Annotated in this window: 16 protein-coding genes and 1 pseudogene; 12 read left to right on the top strand and 5 right to left on the bottom strand. The window is 62.5% G+C overall.

The annotated features are described in order from the left end of the window. The 4 genes from C9422_RS32750 to C9422_RS31640 form a co-directional block, all read left to right on the top strand. On the top strand, positions 1-158 hold a 158-nt coding region (locus C9422_RS32750), incomplete at its 5' end, for a hypothetical protein (RefSeq protein WP_165824835.1). Positions 159-383: 225 nt separating this feature from the next. After that, positions 384-1,496 (top strand): glycosyltransferase family 1 protein, encoded by a 1,113-nt coding sequence (locus C9422_RS31630; RefSeq protein ID WP_116583388.1) that lies wholly within the window; start codon positions 384-386, stop codon positions 1,494-1,496. Further along, entirely contained in the window at positions 1,489-2,265 is a 777-nt protein-coding gene (locus C9422_RS31635; RefSeq protein WP_116583389.1) for a DUF2334 domain-containing protein, read from the top strand. The genes C9422_RS31630 and C9422_RS31635 overlap by 8 nt, the downstream gene beginning before the upstream one ends. Further along, entirely contained in the window at positions 2,262-3,257 is a 996-nt protein-coding gene (locus C9422_RS31640; protein WP_116583390.1) for a lysylphosphatidylglycerol synthase transmembrane domain-containing protein, read from the top strand. Before C9422_RS31635 ends, C9422_RS31640 begins: the two co-directional genes overlap by 4 nt. Here the strand turns inward: C9422_RS31640 and C9422_RS31645 are convergent. Together C9422_RS31645 and purU are read right to left on the bottom strand one after the other, a co-directional pair. Continuing rightward, positions 3,244-3,471: a hypothetical protein gene (locus C9422_RS31645; RefSeq protein ID WP_116583391.1), complete on the bottom strand. Its 228-nt coding sequence runs from the start codon at positions 3,469-3,471 to the stop codon at positions 3,244-3,246. The two genes, C9422_RS31640 and C9422_RS31645, sit on opposite strands and share 14 nt — an antisense overlap. 86 nt (positions 3,472-3,557) lie before the next feature. Beyond that, complete coding sequence (purU, locus tag C9422_RS31650) at positions 3,558-4,406, bottom strand: formyltetrahydrofolate deformylase (RefSeq protein ID WP_007977367.1); 849 nt, start codon at positions 4,404-4,406, stop codon at positions 3,558-3,560. A 336-nt stretch (positions 4,407-4,742) separates the two neighbouring features. Between purU and mvaT the strand changes: the two genes are divergently transcribed. Continuing rightward, entirely contained in the window at positions 4,743-5,120 is a 378-nt protein-coding gene (mvaT, locus tag C9422_RS31655; protein WP_007933316.1) for a histone-like nucleoid-structuring protein MvaT, read from the top strand. Positions 5,121-5,220: 100 nt separating this feature from the next. Here the strand turns inward: mvaT and sbcB are convergent, their stop codons facing one another. Beyond that, positions 5,221-6,651, bottom strand: coding sequence for an exodeoxyribonuclease I (sbcB, locus tag C9422_RS31660; RefSeq protein WP_116583392.1), 1,431 nt, complete (start codon positions 6,649-6,651; stop codon positions 5,221-5,223). Between the two features lie 199 nt (positions 6,652-6,850). On the opposite strand from sbcB, the gene C9422_RS31665 reads away from it, so the two are divergent. The 7 genes from C9422_RS31665 (at position 6,851) to C9422_RS31695 (ending at position 15,951) form a co-directional block, all read left to right on the top strand. Further along, on the top strand, positions 6,851-7,576 hold the full coding sequence (locus C9422_RS31665; RefSeq protein WP_116583393.1) for an RDD family protein: 726 nt from the start codon (positions 6,851-6,853) through the stop codon (positions 7,574-7,576). Continuing rightward, positions 7,573-8,550 (top strand): stage II sporulation protein M, encoded by a 978-nt coding sequence (locus C9422_RS31670; protein ID WP_116583394.1) that lies wholly within the window; start codon positions 7,573-7,575, stop codon positions 8,548-8,550. Before C9422_RS31665 ends, C9422_RS31670 begins: the two co-directional genes overlap by 4 nt. Continuing rightward, complete coding sequence (locus C9422_RS31675; RefSeq protein ID WP_116583395.1) at positions 8,537-10,081, top strand: DUF4129 domain-containing protein; 1,545 nt, start codon at positions 8,537-8,539, stop codon at positions 10,079-10,081. The genes C9422_RS31670 and C9422_RS31675 overlap by 14 nt, the downstream gene beginning before the upstream one ends. Continuing rightward, the gene (locus C9422_RS31680) at positions 10,078-11,241 is read left to right on the top strand and encodes a DUF4350 domain-containing protein (RefSeq protein ID WP_116583396.1); all 1,164 of its coding nucleotides are present in this window, start codon (positions 10,078-10,080) and stop codon (positions 11,239-11,241) included. Before C9422_RS31675 ends, C9422_RS31680 begins: the two co-directional genes overlap by 4 nt. Positions 11,242-11,562: 321 nt before the next feature. Further along, the gene (locus C9422_RS31685; RefSeq protein ID WP_007977373.1) at positions 11,563-13,284 is read left to right on the top strand and encodes a type I secretion system permease/ATPase; all 1,722 of its coding nucleotides are present in this window, start codon (positions 11,563-11,565) and stop codon (positions 13,282-13,284) included. Positions 13,285-13,291: 7 nt separating this feature from the next. Continuing rightward, a complete protein-coding gene (locus C9422_RS31690) occupies positions 13,292-14,626 on the top strand; it encodes an HlyD family type I secretion periplasmic adaptor subunit (protein ID WP_116583397.1) in 1,335 nt (444 codons plus the stop codon). Beyond that, complete coding sequence (locus C9422_RS31695) at positions 14,623-15,951, top strand: TolC family outer membrane protein (protein WP_007977375.1); 1,329 nt, start codon at positions 14,623-14,625, stop codon at positions 15,949-15,951. The genes C9422_RS31690 and C9422_RS31695 overlap by 4 nt, the downstream gene beginning before the upstream one ends. Before the next feature lie 185 nt (positions 15,952-16,136). Here C9422_RS31695 and C9422_RS31700 read toward each other — a convergent pair whose 3' ends face one another. Both C9422_RS31700 and C9422_RS32360 read right to left on the bottom strand, forming a co-directional pair. After that, positions 16,137-17,972 (bottom strand): tetratricopeptide repeat protein, encoded by a 1,836-nt coding sequence (locus C9422_RS31700; RefSeq protein WP_116583398.1) that lies wholly within the window; start codon positions 17,970-17,972, stop codon positions 16,137-16,139. A gap of 82 nt (positions 17,973-18,054) precedes the next feature. Further along, a pseudogene (locus tag C9422_RS32360) lies at positions 18,055-20,633 on the bottom strand (hypothetical protein); the annotation flags it as partial.

Raw genomic sequence — 20,633 nt, forward strand, 5'->3', positions numbered from 1 at the left:
AGACCGCCGTGGTGGAGTCGATCAACGTCGACATCACCGAGATCAACACGCTGAACCAGGAAGGCGTGGAAAACCTGCAATCGACCTTGCGCGCGTGCTCGGACCTTGAGCAGCAGGCAGCGCGGTTGAAGCAGTTGGTGGGCAGTTTCCGGATCTGAGGCGCTCTTGCGGGCCCCTTCGCGGGCAAGCCCGCTCCCACAGGAGTCCGGGTGAAGCACAAATTGTGTGAACACTCAAAATACCTGTGGGAGCGGGCTTGCCCGCGAAGGCGGCCTGTCAAACACGACAAAACCCGCTGACACCCCACCCGCACAACCCCAACCGAACATCTATCCTTCATAAAGGTCAACCAAGGGAGTACCGGGACCGGAGGATCGTTCATCGTGCATATCGCTGACATCACCATGTTCTACGCCCCTGCCAGTGGCGGCGTGCGCACTTATCTGGATGCAAAGCATCGTCGCCTGGGCATCAAGCCCGGCATTCGCCACAGTTTGCTGATCCCCGGATCGTCCTTGAGCGAACAGGATGGCATCTTCACCGTTCCGGCCCCTGCCCTGCCCTTCGGCAAAGGCTATCGCTTCCCGCTGCGTCTCGCGCCCTGGCGCAATGTCCTGCAGGTTTTGCAACCTGACCTGATCGAGGTCGGCGACCCCTACCTCACCGCCTGGGCAGCGCTGGATGCACGGCGGCAACTCGATGTGCCGGTCATAGGTTTCTACCACTCGGACCTGCCGCTGCTGGTCAGCAACCGCATGGGCAACTGGGTGACCAACAACGTCGAGGCCTATGTCAGCAAGCTCTACGGCAACTTCGACCGGGTGCTGGCGCCCAGTCGGGTCATGGCCGACAAACTCACCGGGCTTGGGGTCAGGAATGTGTTCGTGCAACCCTTGGGCGTCGACCTGCAAACCTTCAATCCCGATGCCAGAGACCCCGGGCTGCGGGCCGAGATGGGCCTGGACGACAACACCCGGCTGCTGATCTTCGCCGGGCGCGGTTCCAAGGAAAAAAACCTGCCAGTGCTGCTCGACTGCATGAAACGCCTGGGCCGACGCTATCACCTGCTGCTGGTTGGCTCATCGATGCCGACGGCCGTGCCGTCCAATGTGACGGTGATCGACGAGTTCTGCCCGGCGCCGCAGGTGGCCCGCCTGATGGCCAGCGCCGACGCATTGCTCCACGCCGGCGATCAGGAAACCTTCGGTCTGGTGATACTCGAAGCCATGGCCAGCGGTATTCCGGTGGTGGCCGTGGCGGCCGGGGCTTTCGAGGAAATCGTCACCGAGGACTGCGGCCGGCTCTGCGCGCCGAACGATCCAGCCGCGATGGCCACCGCTGTTCGAGAACTGTTCGGCTCGGGCAGCGTAGCGCTGGGCCGCCAAGCGCGGTTACATGTCGAACGACATTACGCCTGGGACACGGTGGTCACCAGTTTGCTGTGCCACTACCACGCCGTGCTCGGCAGCCAATGGCCGCTGACAGCCAATGGTTGAGCCCATGAACAGGCCCGCTTTACTGCTGGTACTGCACGACGTGGCACCACCCACCTGGGCCGATTACCAACCGTTCGTCAAAGCCGTCGACGCCTTGGGGGACGTGCCGATCACCTGGCTGGTGATTCCGGATTACCACAAACACAACAATCTGGATGCCCATCCGCGGTTTTGCCGACAGCTCAGTGCCAGGGTCGACCGGGGCGACGAACTGGCACTGCATGGCTATTTCCATTGCGACGAGGGGCCGATGACCCTCAATCCCCGCGACTGGTTCATGCGTCGGGTCTACACCCAAGAAGGCGAGTTTTATCGTTTGTCACAGGAAGACGCCCTCGCCCGCCTGCGTTCGGGCATCGAGATGTTCCACCGGCATGACTGGCCGCTGGAAGGGTTCGTCGCCCCGGCCTGGTTGATGAGCCAGGGCACTCGCCAGGCATTGCGCCAACTGCCGCTGAGTTACACCAGCGACTCGCAGCATCTATACCGTTTACCGGATTTCACCGCGATCGAGGCGCCGGGGCTGGTCTGGAGTGCGCGCAGTGCCTGGCGCCGGGGTGTATCGAAGCTTGTCAACGACCGCCGTGAACAACGCTGGCAGCACGCACCGGTGATTCGCCTGGGCTTGCACCCGGTGGACATGCGCCACGAGTTCTCGCACCGATACTGGCTGCGAACCCTCGAGCGCCTGCTCGACAAGGGACGCGTTCCTATGACCAAGTCCCAGTGGCTGGCGCTGCAAAACATCCGAATGGGCTGCGCCGCATGAGTCGCGCCCTGCTGTTGCTCGTCGGCCTGCTCGCAGCAGTGCTGATTCCACTGCTGTTGGGCGGCAGCGAAATCGGCTCCCGGCTGAGCGCTTTTCCGCTGCCGTGGCTGTTGATCATGTTCGGCATGATCCTGCTGTGCTGGGGCGTAAACACCCTGCGTTTGCGCCTGCTACTGGGGGATCAATGCCACAAGGTCGGCCGGCTCAGGAGCCTTGGCGTGGTGATGGCCGCCGAATTTGCCTACTGCGCCACGCCCGGCGGCAGCGGCGGGCCGCTGACGATCATGGCGCTGCTGGCGCGTCACGGCGTGCGCCCGGCCAGGGGCAGTGCCGTGTTTGCCATGGACCAACTGAGCGACTTGCTGTTTTTCCTCTGCGCCCTGAGCGGGATTCTTGTTTACGCCCTGTTCCAGCACCTCAGCCAGCGCATGGAATGGATGCTGATGGTCAGCGCTGTCTCGCTGTTCGGCGGTTTGATCACCTGCGCCATGGTCGCCCGCTATCACCGCTCGTTGATTCGCCTGAGCGGCCGATGGCTCGCCCGAGTCAATGTCAAGGCAGCCACGCGAATGCGTTGGGCGCGCAAACTCCTGCAATTTCTGACGGCGTTTACCGACACGCTGAAATTGCCCGTGCAGACCTTGATCAAGGTATTCGTCCTGACCTGTGTGCATTGGCTCCTGCGCTACAGCGTGCTCTATCTGGCGCTGCGCGGGCTCGGCGCGGATTTGCAGTGGGCCTGGAGTTTTCTGATCCAGATGCTGGCGCTCAGTGCCGGGCAATTCAGCCTTCTGCCGGGTGGAGCCGGGGCGGCGGAGCTGACGTCGGCGGCGCTATTGGCACCCATGGTCGGGAAATCCACGGCAGCCGCGGCGATTCTGATTTGGCGGGCGGTGACGTATTACTTCTACTTGCTGGTGGGTGGGCCGGTGTTTTTGCTGATGCTGGGGCGGCCGCTGTTGATGAAATTGATGAAAATCAGGCAGGCCTGAAAAGATCGCAGCCTGCGGCAGCTCCTACAGGGGACGCAGGCTGCGATCCTTTCAATTCGTCAGACTCCTGCTGCAGTTGCTCCCACAACTCGGCTGCCCCCGGAAACTCCGTACCGTCTTCAGGCCCCATGTCATCCGGGTCGTAGCGGCTCAGGCAACCCTCGCCGAGCGTGGCGGGAGCCTTGGATGTGGCTTTGTCCAGTGGATCGGCCATGGTCATGTCCTCGGTGCAGAAACGGCGAAGGGCCTGGAGCGATTGAACGCCCAGGCCCTTCGAATTTCAACCGCGTCGTGCGTCTATCAGAAGACGACGGTTTTGTTGCCGTGCACCAGCACCCGGTCTTCCAGGTGATAACGCAGACCACGGGCCAGCACCATCTTCTCGACATCGCGGCCGAAACGCACCATGTCTTCGATGCTGTCGCTGTGGCTGACACGCACCACGTCCTGCTCGATGATCGGACCGGCATCCAGCTCTTCGGTCACATAGTGGCAGGTCGCGCCGATCAGCTTCACACCGCGCAGGGAGGCCTGGTGGTACGGCTTGGCACCGACGAACGACGGCAGGAAGCTGTGGTGAATGTTGATCACCTTGTGCGCATATTCGCTGCACAACTCGGGCGGCAGGATCTGCATGTAGCGGGCCAGCACCACCACTTCGGCGTCGTGCTGCTTGACCAGGCGCGACACCTCGGCGAAAGCCGGCTGCTTGTCCTGCGGATTGACCGGAACGTGGTAATACGGAATGCCGTGCCACTCCACCATGCTGCGCAAGTCATCATGGTTGGAAATCACGCAGGAAATTTCGCAGTCCAGTTCATCGCTGTGCCAACGATGCAGCAAGTCGGCCAGACAGTGCGACTCGCGACTGGCCATCAGCACGACACGCTTCTTTTGTTCGGTATCGGTGATGCGCCAGTCCATCGAGAACTCTTCGGCGATCGGGGCAAAGGCTTCGCGCAACGCTTCGATACCAAATGGCAGGGAGTCGGCACGGATTTCGTGACGCATGAAGAACCAGCCACTGAGATTGTCCGAGTGATGGCTCGCTTCAGTGATCCAACCGTTGTGTGATGCCAGAAAGTTACTGACTTTGGCAACGATGCCAACACGGTCCGGGCAAGAAATCACCAGACGAAAAGTGCGCATGAGGGGGAAACTCCAGAACTTCGCAAAGGCCGCCATTCTAGCGATTGCGCAGCAAAACTGCAGTATTGTTGACGATTCACTCTGCCGGAAGGTCGATGCGGCTGGAGGGGCAACACCCGTGCCGGTTCGTCCGGATGCTCTAGCGGTGCCGGACAATTGTTAAATTATGTATATCCGACGGACCTGGATCACACTAATAACGGCATTACCAATGTGCGCCCAAGACACGGCAACTAAATTAAATAAAGTTGCCTTAAATGTTTACTTGATGAAACACCGTGACTATTATTGCCGCACTGTCACCTGCCATCCAGCGTACAACATAAGGTAGTTCCCATGTCCTTGATCAACGAATATCGCGCCACCGAAGAAGCTATCAAAGAGCTGCAAGCCCGTTTGAAGAACCTGTCCCAAGACGACAAACTGCAAACCGAGCTGGAATTCGAAGGCAAACTGCGCACCTTGATGGGTGAATACTCCAAGTCCCTGCGTGACATCATCGCGCTGTTGGATCCAGAGTCGAAAACCAAGGCACCACGCGGCGGTGCAGTGAAAACTACCGGCACCAAGCGTGCTCGCAAAGTTAAACAATACAAAAACCCGCACAACGGCGAAGTCATCGAAACCAAAGGTGGCAACCACAAGACTCTGAAAGAGTGGAAAGCCAAGTGGGGCGGCGACGTGGTAGAAGGCTGGGCTACCCTGCTGGGCTAAGCCTCAGAGCTTGTCGCAGATGGATCCGTGACAAAAAAAGAACGCCAGCAAATGCTGGCGTTTTTTTATGCGCGGCTTTTAAGCACCGGCAGGTTCGAATTCAAAGATGCAAACGCTGACGCAGTCCCTCGACATAATCCTGCCACTCACCGAGCACCCCCTGCTGAAACGCAGAGGCACTAACGCTCAATTGGGCCGCGGCCTCTACAAAACTTTCGAGGGTATTTGGCGCCCCCCATCCGGGGTCTGACAAACGCTTCTGACAGAATATTCTCCAGCGCTCTTGCTCCTCGGCATTCAACGTATCGGGAAAGTTGCGTGCGCGATATCGAAACAATAATTCAGGCAAGCGTTCGTCATCGAAAGGCCACTGCTCTTGTGCCAACTGCTTTGGGTCAACGGTTCTGACTTGCTCGCACAAACGCCGGTCCCGATCACCGATGAATCCATCGTATAACTGTTGCTCCGGATCCTGGCTCTGGGAAAAATCTTCGCGGGCATAAATCGCCAGGACTTTATCCAGCCAAACTTTCCGCGCGTCATTTAGCCGCAACACCCGCTGCTGATACAGCGCCATGTCCAGACCCAGGCGCTGCTGATCCTCCTGGCGAAGTACCGACAACGGGGCCACTACCGGGCACTTGTTGATGTGAATCAACTTCAACGGCACCGGCAACTCCCCCTCGGCCAGTTCGTCGTGGCGGGTATACAAGCGCTGACGCAAACTTTCTGCATCCAGGTCGAGCAGGCCCTGGGGATCGAGGTGCAGGTCACATACAATCAGGGCGTTCTTGTTGCGTGGGTGCCAGGCCAGCGGCAACACCACCCCCACATAGCTGCGCGCCGCCGAAAAGCGCCCGGAAACATGCACCAGCGGTTGCAGCAGGCGTATCTGGTCCATGACTTTTTGCTTGCTGCGCAGTTGAAACAGCCAGGCGTAGAGCTTTGGCTGTTTTTCCCGAATGAGGCGCGCCAGGGCAATCGTCGCGCGAACGTCCGACAGTGCCTCGTGGGCATTGCCGTGATCGATGCCGTTGGCCGCAGTCAGGCGTTCGAGCTTGAGCGTGACCCGCCCTTCGTCATCCGTCGGCCATTGCAGGCCATCGGGGCGCAAGGCATAAGCGGCGCGCACCACATCGATCAGGTCCCAGCGGCTGTTGCCGCCCTGCCACTCCCGTGCATAAGGGTCGAAAAAGTTTCGGTACAGGCTGTAGCGGGTCATCTCGTCATCGAAACGCAGCGTGTTGTACCCCGCACCACAGGTGCCCGGTGCCGCGAGCTGGGCATGTACCCGGGTCATGAAATCGGCTTCGCTCAAGCCCTGCGCCTGCAGTTGCCCGGGCGTGATTCCCGTGATCGCACACGCGGCCGGGTGCGGCAGGATGTCGTCGCTGGGCTGGCAGTAAAGATTGACCGGCTCGTCGATTTCATTGAGATCGAAGTCGGTGCGCAGGCCGGCCATTTGCAACGGACGGTCGCAACGGGGATTGATGCCAGTGGTTTCGTAGTCGTACCAGAAGATGGAGGTCACGGGCGATTCCTGAACTGAAGATCGGCAAAGTCTAGGCGTTCACCTCCCGCCACGGCCAGTAGTCTGTCATTCAAGCACCTTGCCCGGCTCACCATGCAATACAGGGTTATGTCGTTTCCCTGCGCCCCCGCCGCTCGAATAGGCTGCTAGCATCGAATGGACACACAATCCCGATCCAGGCCACATCATCAGGTTGCCCATGCTCGAGACCACAGCACTGCCAGGGAATGCGCCGCTGTCACCGCCACTGGATACGCGGTACCAGGTCGAAACGCCGGAGGGCGTCGACCTGCCGCTGCGCCCGGCCGGGTTGATGGTTCGTGCACTGGCGTTCGCCATCGATCTTGCTTTGCGCGGCCTGGTCCTCGGTGTGCTGTTCATTGCGCTGGCGATGCTCGGCAAATTGGGCGCCGGGCTCGGGTCGATCCTGCTGTTCGGGGTGAGCTGGTGGTACATGGTGCTGTTCGAGGTGCTCAACCAGGGCCGCTCGCCGGGCAAGCAATGGATGGGACTGCGGGTGGTGCACGACGATGGCACCCCGGTCGGCTGGTCCGCGTCGCTGCTGCGCAACCTGCTGCGCGTTGTCGACCTGCTGCCCTTCGGTTACTTCCTCGGGGCCATCAGCTGCCTGCAACACCCCCACTTCAAGCGCCTTGGCGATATCGCCGCCGGGACCCTGGTGATCTACCGCGAACACTCGCATACCCGCCCCGAACTCCCCGAAGCCCAATCCCGTCGCACGGCATTTGCCCTGACGCTCAGCGAGCAACGGGCCATCCTCGGGTTTGCCGAGCGCCAGGGCGAACTCTCCCGGGCGCGGGCCGATGAACTGGCCGCCATTCTCGCCCAACCCTTGCACGTCCCGGCCGCGCAGGCGGTGACTGAACTCAACGGCATCGCCCGCGGCTTGTTGGGGCCGACATGAAACAAAGCCTTTTCGAACGTCGGCACAAAGCCGAGTGGGACCGTTTCTGCGGGCTGCTCGAACAATTGGAACGGGGCGGCAAGGTCACCGACACCGGCAGTTTCCCGAAGGACTACCGACGCCTGTGCCAACACCTGGCACTGGCACGGGAGCGTGGCTACAGCAGTTTTCTGATCGACTCGTTGCAGCAACAGGTGCTGCGCGGGCATCAACAGCTTTACCGTCACCGCAGCCGCCTGGGGGCCAATGCGCTGGCTTTCATCCTCGCGGATTTCCCACGCCTGGTGCGCGAACAGTGGCGCTTCGTGCTCGCCGCCAGCCTGATGTTCTTTGTCAGCCTGGCCGGTTTCGCGGTGCTGGTGTACCTGTTCCCGGACCTGATCTACAACCTGATCCCCGCCGAACAGGTCAGCGAAATGCAAAGCATGTACGACCCCGTTGCCGGTCACCTCGGGCGCACGGCGGAACGGGCCGCCAGTGAAGACTGGGTGATGTTCGGTTACTACATCATGCACAACATCGGCATTGCCTTTCAGACCTTCGCCAGCGGCTTGCTGTTCGGCCTGGGCAGCGTGTTCTTCCTGATCTACAACGGCCTGATGATCGGTGCGGTGGCCGGGCACCTGACCTACGTCGGCTACGGGCAGACCTTCTGGTCATTCGTGATCGGCCATGGCGCTTTCGAACTCAGCGCCATCGCCCTGGCAGGCGCCGCCGGTCTGAAGCTGGGCTGGGCGTTGGTCGCCCCGGGGCGCCTGCCCCGTGCCGAGTCCTTGCGATTGGCGGCGCGCAAGAGCGTGCTGCTGATCTGCGGGGTCATGCTGTTTCTGTTGATCGCGGCGTTTATCGAAGCCTACTGGTCATCGATGACTCGCCCGTCGCCCCAGACCAAGTACCTGGTGGGCGCGGCGCTCTGGTTGCTGGTGGTGGTTTATCTCATGTTCGCCGGACGTCGCCGCCATGCGCCTGAATGACGCCAGCGTGGTCATTCGCCCGCGCTCGACCTGGGAAGCCATGGACCTCGGCGTGCTCCTGAGCCAGCGCCATCGACGCTTGCTGATGACCAGTTGGGCGCTGCTCACGTTGCCGGTGTTCGCGTTGCTCAGTTGGGGGCTCTGGGACTCACCCTCTCTCGCCGTGTTGATTTTCTGGTGGTTGAAACCGGCATTCGACCGCCTGCCCTTGTACATCTTGTCCAAAGCCATGTTTGGCGAAACACCCACGCTCAAGCAGGCCCTGCGGCAATGGCCGCGGCTGCTCAAAGGGCAATTGCTGGCCAGCCTGACCTGGCGACGCCTGAGTCTGCAGCGCAGTTTCGTGATGCCGGTGGCGCAACTCGAAGGCCTCGACGGACAACAGCGCCAACAGCGTTTAGAGGTGCTGTTGCAGCGGGACGCCGGCGCCGCACGCTGGCTGACGATCATCGGCGCGCACCTGGAAGGCGCGCTGTGGATCGGCTTGATGGTGTTGTTCTATCTGCTGCTGCCACAACAGGTCGCGCTGGACTGGAGCTGGCAGTCGCTGATCTCTGCGGCCACCCAGGACTGGCGCTGGCTGGAACACCTGACCAACCTGTTTTATGCACTGGTGCTGGTGGTCTGGGAGCCGATCTATGTCGCCTGCGGTTTCAGCCTTTATTTGAACCGGCGCACCGTGCTGGAAGCCTGGGATATCGAACTGGTGTTCCGCCGGATGCGCCAGCGTCTGATCAGCGCAAGCAGCGTGCTGTTGATCGCCGTGATGTGGCTGATGGCACCTGCACACAGCGTGTGGGCCGCCGAACCGACCATTTCACCCGACAGCCCACGGCTGCTGGACCAGCCCCTGAACACTCAGGTCGCCAGGGACGGCATCAAGACGATCCTCGAACAGCCGCCCTTCAAGAACCGGGAAGCGGTGACACGCTATCGCTTCAGCGAAGACCCGCCGGGCGCGCAAGCGTCGGGCGACGGGCAGACACCGCAATGGTTGAAGTCCCTGTTGAAGCTGTTTGAGGGACAGCACTTCAGAGCCTTGGCGAACTTGATTGAAATCGCGCTGTGGGGCATCGTCATCGGTGCTGTCGGCCTGTTGATCTGGCGCTATCGCGACTGGGTGCAGGCGTTCGTCAGCCGGCGACCGACCCTCGGCGTCAAAGCCGTGCCCCCCTTGCCGCAGCAGGCGTTTGGCCTGGACCTCAAGCCCGAGTCCCTGCCCGCCGACATTGCCGCCCGCGCCGAAAGTCTCTGGCAGAGCCATCCGCGCGAAGCCCTCGGCTTGCTCTATCGCGCCTTGCTCAGCCGCTTGTCGCACGATTTCAACATCGCGCTCGAGGCCGCCGACACTGAAGAACAGGTGCTGCAGCGCATCGAGCAATTACAGCAACCGGCCTTGCTGGCCTACAGCAAAAACCTGACCGGGCACTGGCAAGGCATGGCCTACGGTCACCGCCTGCCCCCCGAACAGGTGCGACAGGAACTGTGTGACGGCTGGCGCGTGTTGTTCGACCCGGAGACGCTTCATTGAGTCGGCGCCGGGGCACGATCGCCATTGCACTGCTCGCCGTGCTGGCGGCGGCGCTGGGTATTTATCTGTACCTCAAGGCAACCCCCTATCAAGTCGAAATCGACCACGGCCCTTCTCCCGAAGCCAGGGCCGACCCTTATCTGGCGGCGCAACTGTTCCTGCGCCGACAAGGCCTGAGCGTCGATCACGCCAACAGCCTGGACATCCTCCCCAGCCTCGATCCGCATCGACACAGCCTGTTGTTGCTCGGGGACCGCTACAACATGACGCCACGGCAGATCGACCAGGTGATGAACTGGACCCGAGGCGGCGGGCGGCTGTTGTTCGTCGCCGAGTCGTTGTGGGATGAAAAACTCGGCCACAGCAATGACCTGCTGCTTGACCGGGTACAACTGCGCCAGTTCTTGAGCAAAGACCTCAAGGCGCCGCCACCGGATATCGGTGACGATCCTTACCCACAACTGACCAAGCTCTATCTGGAAGACGAAGACGCCCCGGCCTATGCCGGTTTCGATACCGCCTTCCATCTCGAAGACCCGAAAAACCTCGCCCAGGCCTGGGCCAACAGCGCCAGGGCGACGCACATGATGCAACTCGATTACGGACTCGGCTCGATCATCGTGGTCACTGATGCCGACCTGTGGAAAACCCCGGCCATCGAACAGTACGACAACGCCTGGCTGCTCTGGTACCTGACCGCCGACACCCGCGTGACGCTGATCTTCAACACCGATCACGACAGCCTGCCGACCTTGCTGCTGCGTGACTTCCCCCAGGCGCTGGTCGCGTTGTTCGCCTTGATCGGCCTGGGTTTCTGGCACTTTGGCGTACGTCAGGGGCCGTTGCTGGAACCGGCACCGAAAGCACGCCGGCAACTGCAAGAGCACCTGCGCGCCAGTGCCGACTTCCTGTTGCGCCGCAACGGTCAAGCCGGCCTGTTGCAAGCCTTGCAGCAGGACATCCTGCGGCGCGTGCGACGACGACATCCCGGCTTTGAACTACTCGCCGTCGACGAACAATGGTTGCTGCTAGCACACCTGACCGGCCAACCCACACGCGCTATCAGCCAGGCCATGAGCCCGCGTCCGAACCAACGGCTTTCAAGCGTTGAATTCAGCCGTCAGGTCGCCCACCTGCAATCCCTGAGGAACGCTTTGTGAACGGGTACTTGGGAAGCATTACGCAGTGATTTTTCAAGGTGCCTGGAGAATCCGGGGCGATTCGACGCGCTCCAGAGGCGACTTGCTCAGCGCATGAAGCGGGCTTGCCCATGCCCGCATCGAGCCGGCCTGGTGACTGCTCGTCGGCTCATCGAAAACCTACTCAAGATCGCCTCCTTCAAGCCGATGGAATAGAGGTGCCGACTGGCTTCAAGCTGTTCATTAACAAGGGGCAAAGTGCTAGCATCGCCGCCGCGCAATGCACCCGGGCATCAACATAACCGTCGTCTTTCCCAATGTTTTTTTCATCTTTCGGACTTTATGCGACTCTTCCTAGATCCCCAGCGAGATATTGATGCCGCGCTGCTACGTTATCGTCGACTGTTCGGCGTGTTGGCACTGTTCAGCGGGGTGATCAACCTGCTGATGCTGGTCCCGTCCATCTACATGATGCAGGTTTTCGACCGCGTCCTGACCAGCCGCAATGAAACCACGCTGTTGATGCTGAGTCTGATCCTGCTCGGGTTCTTTGCCCTCGGCTGTGTGCTGGAGTGGGTGCGCGGCCAGGTGATGATCAAGATGAGCGCCGGCCTGGACACTCAGTTGGGCGAGCGAGTATTCGATGCGGCCTTCGAGCGCAGCCTGAAGGAGCACAGCGCCAACCCGGCCCAGGTGCTGAGCGATTTGAACAGCATTCGGCAGTTCGTCACCGGTCCGGCGTTGATTGCCATCTTCGATGCGCCGTGGCTGCCGATCTATGTCATCGCGACGTTCCTGTTCCATCCCTGGCTTGGGGTGTTCACGGTCATCGGCTCGCTGATCCTTGCCGGGCTGGGCGTCTGGAACGAGCTGACCACCCGCAAAAGCATGAGCGAAGCCAACCGTTTGTCCGTGGCGTCTTCAAGCTATGTGAACAGCACCTTGCAGAACGCCGAGGTGATTCAGGCGATGGGCATGCTCGCGCCCTTGCGCCAGCGCTGGTTCAACGTACAGCAGCGGGTCATTACCGAGCAGGGCGAGGCCAGTGACCGCAGCTCGCGGATCGCTGCGCTGTCACGCTTTGTGCGCATGACCTGGCAATCGCTGGCCCTTGGCCTGGGCGCCATCCTGGTGATCGAGAACCAGATTTCCGCCGGGGTGATGATCGCCGTGTCGGTATTGCTGGGACGAGCCATGGCGCCGGCCGAGGCGCTGATCGGTTCGTGGAAGCAGATGGGGAACGCCAAGAGCAGCTACGAACGCTTGAACCGCCTGCTCAACGAATTCCCCAAGGCCGCGCCAGGCATGCCCCTGCCGGCACCGACCGGGGCCCTGAGCATCGACCGCCTGGTGATCACCCCGCCGGGCATGCACAAGCCCGCAGTCAACGGCGTGACCATCAGCCTGGCCAAGGGCGAAGTCCTGGCGATCATCGGGCCGAGCGCATCAGGCAAGTCCTCCCTGGCGCGCGCCATGGTCGGCATCTGGACCGCCAGGCAGGGCTCGGTACGCCTGGACAGTGCCGAGATCGGCCAGTGGTCGCGTGCGGCCCTCGGCCCGCATCTGGGTTACCTGCCTCAGGACATCGAGCTGTTCGATGGCAGCATCGCCGAAAACATCGCGCGCTTCGGCGAGGTGGACCCAGGCAAGGTCATCGCAGCGGCGCAACTGGCCGGTATCAACGAGATGATCCTGCACTTCCCCAAAGGCTATGACACCTTGCTCGGGACTGGCGGACTGGGGTTGTCCGGCGGCCAGAAGCAGCGCATCGGCCTGGCCCGCGCGCTGTATGGCCAACCGGCGCTGGTGGTGCTCGACGAGCCCAACTCCAACCTCGACGATGCCGGTGAAGCGGCACTGGTGCAGGCCGTGCGCAAGCTCAAGGCCGAAGGCTGCACCGTGGTGCTGGTCACCCACAGGCCGAGCATTCTCGGCGCGGTCGACAAGCTGTTGTTCCTCAAGGACGGCGTACAAACCCTGTTCGGCCCGCGTGACCAGGTGCTCAAGACCCTGGTGCCTGCGACACCGGCAAAAGCCGTCGAACCCCGCAATCAAGAAGCCTGAGGCGTCAATGCAACCCAGTTCGAGCGACATTTCGCCCCCCGAGAACAAGCCCGATGCGGATGCTGCGGGCATTGCCAGGATCGGCGTGTGGTTTTTGCTCCTGAGCCTGGGCGGGTTCCTGCTCTGGGCCTGCCTGGCACCGCTTGACCGCGGCGTGGTCGGTAGCGGCACCGTGGTGGTTTCCGGCGAGCGCAAGACCGTGCAGTCGCGCAATGGCGGCACGATCGACAGCATCCTGGTACGTGAAGGCGACCGGGTGCAGCAGGGGCAAGTGGTGATGCAGCTCAACACCGTCCAGGCCAAGTCGCAACTGGATGTCGCCCTGGGCCAGTGGCTCGGCGCCCGCGCCGTCGAGGACAGGCTGACGGCCGAACGCCTTAACCGCGACACGGTACAGTGGTCCGAGGCCTTGCTGGCCCGTGCCGGTGACCCGCGCGCCGTCGCGGCGATGGAGCTGCAAGGCTATCTGTTCGCCACCCGCCGTGCCGAACTGGCCAGCCGCATGCAAATCAGCCGGCACGAAATAGCCTCGCTCAAAGAACAGCTCCAGGGCTTCGAAGAGATCAAGCGCAACCACGCCGTACAACTGCAATTCCAGGAGCAGGCGCTCAAGGGGCTGCGGGAACTGGCCCGTGAAGGTTATCTGCCACGCAACCGGCTGTTCGAAGCGGAAAGCAGTGCGGCGCAGCTGGGCGCCCAATTGGCTTCGAGCGTTTCCGATATCGGCCGCACGCGCCAGGCGATCAATGAAAGCGAGCTCAAGGCGTTGCAACAGGGGCAGGTCTTTCGCAGCGACGCCGAGTCGCAATTGACCCAGGTCGTGGCGCAGACCTCAAGCCTGATCGACCAGATCAAGTCATTGGAATTCGAAGTCAACAGTGCCGCCATCGTTGCGCCCGTCGCCGGCCAGGTGATGGGCATGACCGTGCACACCGTCGGCGGCGTCGCACCCGCGGGCCAGCGCCTGATGGACATTGTCCCGCAAGGCTCAAGCTGGGTGGTCAAGGCGCAATTCCCGCCGATGATGGCCGACCGGCTCAAGCCGGAGCTGCCAGTCGATCTGCGTTTCGGTTCGTTGCAACGGGTCCACACCCCGGTGATCGTCGGCAAGGTGCTCACGGTATCGGCCGACCAGTTGATCGACGAACACACCGGTTCGCCCTACTTTTCGGTGGAGGTCTCGGTCAGCCCCGAGGCGATCATCCATCTGCGCGAGCTGGGCCTGGATGTCAAGCCAGGCATGCAGGCCGAAGTACTGGTCAAGACCGGCGAACGCACCCTTGCCAATTACTTGATGCAGCCGGTGACCGAGCGTATGGCCGGGGCTTTCAAGGAAGAATGACCGTGTCCGTACGCATCGCCTTGCTACTCTCCGTGTTCTGCTCGTGCCGGCTGCTGGCGGCTGAAGCGCCGTTGTCACTGGTCGCCCTCTACGACGCCTCGCGACTCAACGATGCGACCTACCAGGTTGCCAACCATGACTTCGAGGCATCGCGCCAGGAAGAGGCTATCGGCCGCAGCGGCTTGCTGCCGCAGGTCGCCATCAACTCGCGCTATGGCAAGGGCGGAGAGTTCGAAAAGCAGTCCCGCGCCAATAACCAGAACGATCAATACACTTCCGACAGCGTTGCCCTGTCGGTTATCCAGCCGCTGTTCGACAAAGGTCGCTGGGCCTCCTACGAGCAGGCCAAGGCGCGTGGGCAGTTGGGCGAAGTCCAGCACGAAGGCGCCGACCAGCAGCTCTTCGATCGCGTGGTGCAGGCCTATTTCGATCTCGCCCAGGTGGAAAACGAACTCAAGCTGACGATCCAGCAGAAAGCCTCGGTCGAAGAACTGGCCAAGCAATCCCGGCGCCTGTTCGAAGCCGGTGAAGGCAGCATCACCGACCTTGAAGAAGCGCAAGCCCGGCTCGATTCCATCCGTGCCCAGGAAATCCAGTTGCAGGCCCAGCATCGTGCGGCCCTGCGCAAGCTGGCGGGTCGCGCCGGGATTACCGTCAGCGAGATCCCGCAGATGCAGGAGCAGGCACCGGCCGCCGCCTTGCTTACCCCCGAGCAGGACCTCGACTACTGGCTGATCAAGGCCGACCAGGCCGCGTCGGCACTGGGCATCAGCCGGGCTTCGATCAAAGTGGCCGAAGCCAACCTCAACCAGCAGAAGGCCGGGCACTACCCGACCGTGGCGCTGAGCGGCCGACTGGCGCAGGTCGGCCAGAGCGACATCAACGAAACGTCCCAGCGCCAGTCGACATACTACGTGGGCGTCGTCATCGATATCCCGCTGTACCAGGGCGGCGGGGTCAGCGCTTCTTCGGAAAAGGCCCGCGCTGCCCTGGAGAGTGCCCGATCCGGGTATGAAGTCCAGCTCCAGCAAATGAACGAGGACCTCGAGCTCAACTACCTGGGGGTGGTGGCGGGCTTCGAGAAGATCAAGGCCCTGGTGACGGCCGTGCGCTCCAGCCAGACCGCCCTGAAGTCCGCGGAAAAAGGCTATGAGGCCGGCGTGCGCTCGACGGTCGACATCCTCGATGCCCAACAGCGCCTGTTCTCCTCCAAGCGTGACCTGCTCGATACCAAGCTGGCGATGCTGCAAAGCTACGTCAACCTGCACACCCGCACCGGCCAGATGACCCGCAATGAGCTGGAAAAGGTCCAGGGGTTGTTCTGACCTACTGACCTACTGATCGACTGATCGACTGATCGACTGATCGACTGATCGACTGATCGACTGATTAACTGTAGGAGCGAGCTTGCTCGCGATGGTCGTAAACGATAACGCGTGTTTACTGACTGAACGCGGCGCTCTCAAGTCCATCGCGAGCGAACTCGCTCCTACAGAGGACAGCGACAGCATCAGACCCGGCCAGGCGCCACACTGCTGATCGCGTCCTCGAAATCCCTGACGAAGCGTGGTGTGTCGAACAGCGCCGAGTGCTCGCGGCCCCGGTGCAGACGCTCACGCAAGCCGGGCAACAGGTCCGCCCGGGTCGCCAGTTCGACGGCACGCTCTTCGTACTCGGCCAGCGTGGTGGTGATCAGCTCCGGCAGGTCCAGCGCAGTCAGCAGGCTGCCGGCCATGCGCGAGGCAAAAGTACGGCCCGAGCGGGTCAGCACCGGCAGCCCCATCCACAGGGCATCGTTGGCCGTGGTCCCGGCATTGAACGGATACGCGTCGAGAAACAGATCCGCGGCACTGTAGCGGGCCAGGTATTGCTCCGGTGCAACCCGCGGGGCGAACAGCAGGCGTGCCGGATCCACGCCATGCGCCTCGGCCCTGGCGCAGAGGTTTTCCTGGGCCCACTGGTTGTCGGCCAGCAGCCACAACACACTGTCGGGGGCGCGCTGCAGGATCCGCATCCAGCAGTCGAACACTTCTTCGTTGAACTTGTAGTTGTTGTTGAACGAGCAAAACACGAAACGCTCTTGCGGCAAGCCGCACTCGGCGCGGGTCGGCAACGCCGCAACGGGGCGCTGGCGGTCGCTGCACTGGTAGATCTGCGCCAGGTACAGCGGTGTTTCACTGTAGTACGCCTTCTCGCTGTCGGGGATCAGGTAGCGATCGGCGATCACATAATCGATGCCCGGCAAGCCGGTCGACCCGGGAAAGCCCAGGTAAGTCATCTGCACCGCAGCCGGGCGGTATGCCGGAATGTCCGGCCGGGCCCCGGACGTCAGCCCGTGCAGGTCGATGAGGATGTCGATTTCATGGTTGCGGATGCATTGCGCGGCAGTGGCATCGTCCATGGCATCGATGCGCACGAAGTGATCCATGGCCTGCCTGACCCGCTCGCGCAGGGCCGAACCGTCTTCGCGGCTCCAGCAAAAACCGTACACCTCAAAGCGCTGCCGATCGATCAGCTCGAACAGCTCCACCGTCAGCAACGACACCGCGTGCAGGCAGAAGTCCGAAGACAGGAAGCCGATGCGCAACTTCTGGTGGCCATAGCCTTGAGCCGAAGCCAGGGCGGGTACCCGTACATTGACCCGTTCCTTGACGAAGTGCACCGCGGCGGCCAGTTGCAGACCGGGGTCATCGCTGCCGGCGAGCAGTGCCAGGGGCGAAGACGCCTTGAGCAGATCGCCACGGGTCAAGCCTGCCGGTGGTTCATAGACCGGCCACACGCATTGCTTCTGGCGCAAGTGCACCCAGTGCTGAATCACCTTGGGTTGATTCGGGTCGGCATCCAGGCTGGTGCGCAGGATGGCTTCGGATTTCTGCAACTGCCGGGTTTCCTCGAACAGGCGGCCCAGGTTGTTGCAGGTCATCAGGTACAGCTCGCGGCTTTGCGTGGCGTCGACCATGCGGTCATCGAGCATCGACTGCCAGATGGCCAGGGCCTCCTGCGGTTTGTTCTGACGCTCCAGCAGCGTCCCCAGGTTGAACCACGCCTGGGCGAATTCCGGGTTCTGGGCAATGGCGGCGCGATAGGCGGCCTCTGCGGCCTCGATCTGCCCCAGTTGCGACAGCGTGGCCCCCAGGTTGAACTGGATAATGTAATTGACCGACGAATGGCAGTGCTGCAGCCAGCGCTGGTAGAGCACCGCGACATCGGCAATGCGTTGCGCGCCATTGAGCCGGTCTGCGGTTTCGAGCAACTTCATCGGTTCCAGAGCGATACCCTCGGCCAGCTGCAGGGCTGCGGCCAGCACGACATCGAGGTTCGGGCTCTCAAGATTCTGTCTAAGCATTTGCGCGAAGTTCTCTTCCAATAAAAAAATACCGAGCTCTTTCGAGCCCGGTATCGGATCAGTCAAGGTTTACCACTGAAACTCAGTGAATCCAAGTCTGCACGTCGGTTGCGACCAACAACTGGACGTCGCCGTCGTTGAACACGTTGTAGCTGGCGCCATCGACCGTGGTGGTCCCCGCCGCCTGCCACTGGCCACTGTCGCCAGTGATGTTGACCGTGTCGTTGTGGTCACCGTTGACGATCATCTGCACCGGTGCTGCGGCACCGCTGGCCACATCCACCTGGCCAGCCTGGCCGAGCTTGGCGACAGCCTCGGCATCGACGGTCAGTACGCTGGCCTTGCCGCCATCGGCCGCCAGATCGATTGCACCCAGGGAGTGAGCTTCGACTGCCGGCGAATCCAGCTTGGTCAGGTCCAGGGACTGATTGCCATTGGCGTCGGTGCGGAACCAGACGTCGGCGATCGTATGGCTCTGGCCATCGCTGGTTTCGAAGCTGCTGTCGAGACCGATCAGGTTGCCATGGTTGAGCTCGGCGGTCTTGGCCACATCCAGGTTGAACTGGGTGATGCCCAGCTCCTTGAGGGTGTGCATCTCGCCCTTCTCACTGACGCCATCGTTGTTCCCATCGACCCAGACTTGCAGCGCCGCGAACAGTTGGTCCGCCCCGTTGACCGCGCCGTCATGGTTGCTGTCCAGGCTGACGAGGGCCTCGAAGCCGTCCTTGGCCAACGAACCGTCCGGCAGACGGAACGAGGAACCGAACAGCTCGGAGCCATCGTTGACCTGGCCATCGCCATTGAGGTCAAGCGCCAGCAGGCCGTCACCGCCAGCGGTCCAGCCGGTGGTTTCCTTGTGGCCGTCGGCATTGAGGTCGAACTTGACGCCATTGCTCAGGTGAGTGGTCTGTACGCCATCGCCGTTGAGGTCCAGGACCAGCGGCGTGGACAGGGCCAGCGCGTCGATCTGGGTGGCGCTCATCGCCTGCAGTTGCGCCGTGGTGAACGAATCAACCTGGGCCATCGACAGGTGCGACAGTTGCGCCGTGGTCAGGACTATGGCTTGCGCCGTGGTCAGCGCCGCGACTTGCGCCGTGGTCAACGCCGCCATGTCGGTGGTTTCGATCGCCACGATCTGCGCGGTGGTCAGGGCCGCTATATCGGCGGTTTCCAGGGCGCTGATCTGGGTCGGCTTGAGGGCCGCGATCTGCGCCGTGGTCAGGGCCGCCACCTGGGCAGTGGTCAACGCTACCAGTTGAGCTGAAGTCAGCGCGCCGATATCCGCAGTTTCGATGGCCGCCACTTGCGTGGTGGTCAGGGCTGCGACCTGGGCGGTGGTCAGGGCCGCCACCTGGGCGGTGGTCAGGGCCACCACCTGGGCGGTGGTCAGGGCAGCCGTCTGCGCGGTGGTCAGGCTTGCAGTGTCGCTCACTGTCAGCGCGGCAATGTCCGCGGTTTCAAGTGCCGCCACTTGCGTGGTGGTCAAGGCCGCCGCTTGCGCGGTGGTCAAGGCCGCCACCTGGGCAGTGGTCAACGCCACCACCTGGGCGGTGGTCAGGGCAGCGACATCGACAGTCTGCAGAGCGCTGATCTGGGTCGCCTTCAGGGCCGCCACCTCGGCCGTGGTCAGTGCAGCGACCTGGGCAGTGGTCAACGCGACCAGTTGGGCAGACGTCAGCGCGCCGATATCGGCAGTTTCGATGGCCGCCACTTGCGTGGTGGTCAATGCCGCCACTTGCGCGGTGGTCAGCGCGGCGACCTGTGCCGTGCTCAGTGCCACCACCTGGGCGGTGGTGAGGGCCGCCACGTCAGCGGTTTCCATGGCCGCGACCTGGGTCGCCTTCAGGGCCGCCACCTGGGCGGTGGTCAACGCCGCCACCTGGGCGGTGGTCAGGGCCACGACGCTGGCGGTGGTCAGCGCACCGATATCCGCGGTTTCCATGGCCGCCACTTGCGTGGTGGTCAGGGCAGCCACTTGGGCCGGCTTCAGCGCGGCCACCTGGGCGGTGGTCAGCGCTACCACCTGGGCGGTGGTCAGGGCAGCGGCCTGCGCAGTGGTCAGGGCCGCGATGCTGGCGGTGGTCAATGCGGCGATGTCAGCGGTTTCGATGGCCGCCACTTGCGTGGTGGTCAGCGCAGCCACTTGGGCGGTAGTCAGCGCAGCCACTTGTGCCGTGGTCAGTGCCACCACCTGGGCGGTGGTGAGGGCCGCCACATCAGCGGTTTCCAGGGCGCTGATCTGGGTCGCCTTCAGAGCTGCCACCTGGGCCGTGGTCAGTGCAGCGACCTGGGCCGTGGTCAGGGCCACGACACTGGCGGTGGTCAGCGCACCGATATCGGCAGTTTCCATGGCCGCCACTTGCGTGGTGGTCAGCGCAGCCACTTGGGCCGGTTTCAGCGCGGCGACTTGGGCCGTGGTCAACGCCACTACCTGAGCGGTAGTGAGTGCCGCCACGTCAGCGGTTTCCATGGCCGCGATCTGGGCCGTGGTCAGCGCGGCAACCTGGGCCGTGGTCAGTGCAGCGACCTGGGCGGTGGTCAGGGCCACGACGCTGGCGGTGGTCAGTGCGGCGACATCCGCGGTTTCCATGGCCGCCACTTGCGTGGTGGTCAGGGCAGCCACTTGGGCCGGCTTCAGCGCGGCCACCTGGGCGGTGGTCA

The organism is Pseudomonas sp. B1(2018), from assembly GCF_003097365.1.
GTDB classification, from domain to species: domain Bacteria; phylum Pseudomonadota; class Gammaproteobacteria; order Pseudomonadales; family Pseudomonadaceae; genus Aquipseudomonas; species Aquipseudomonas laurylsulfatiphila.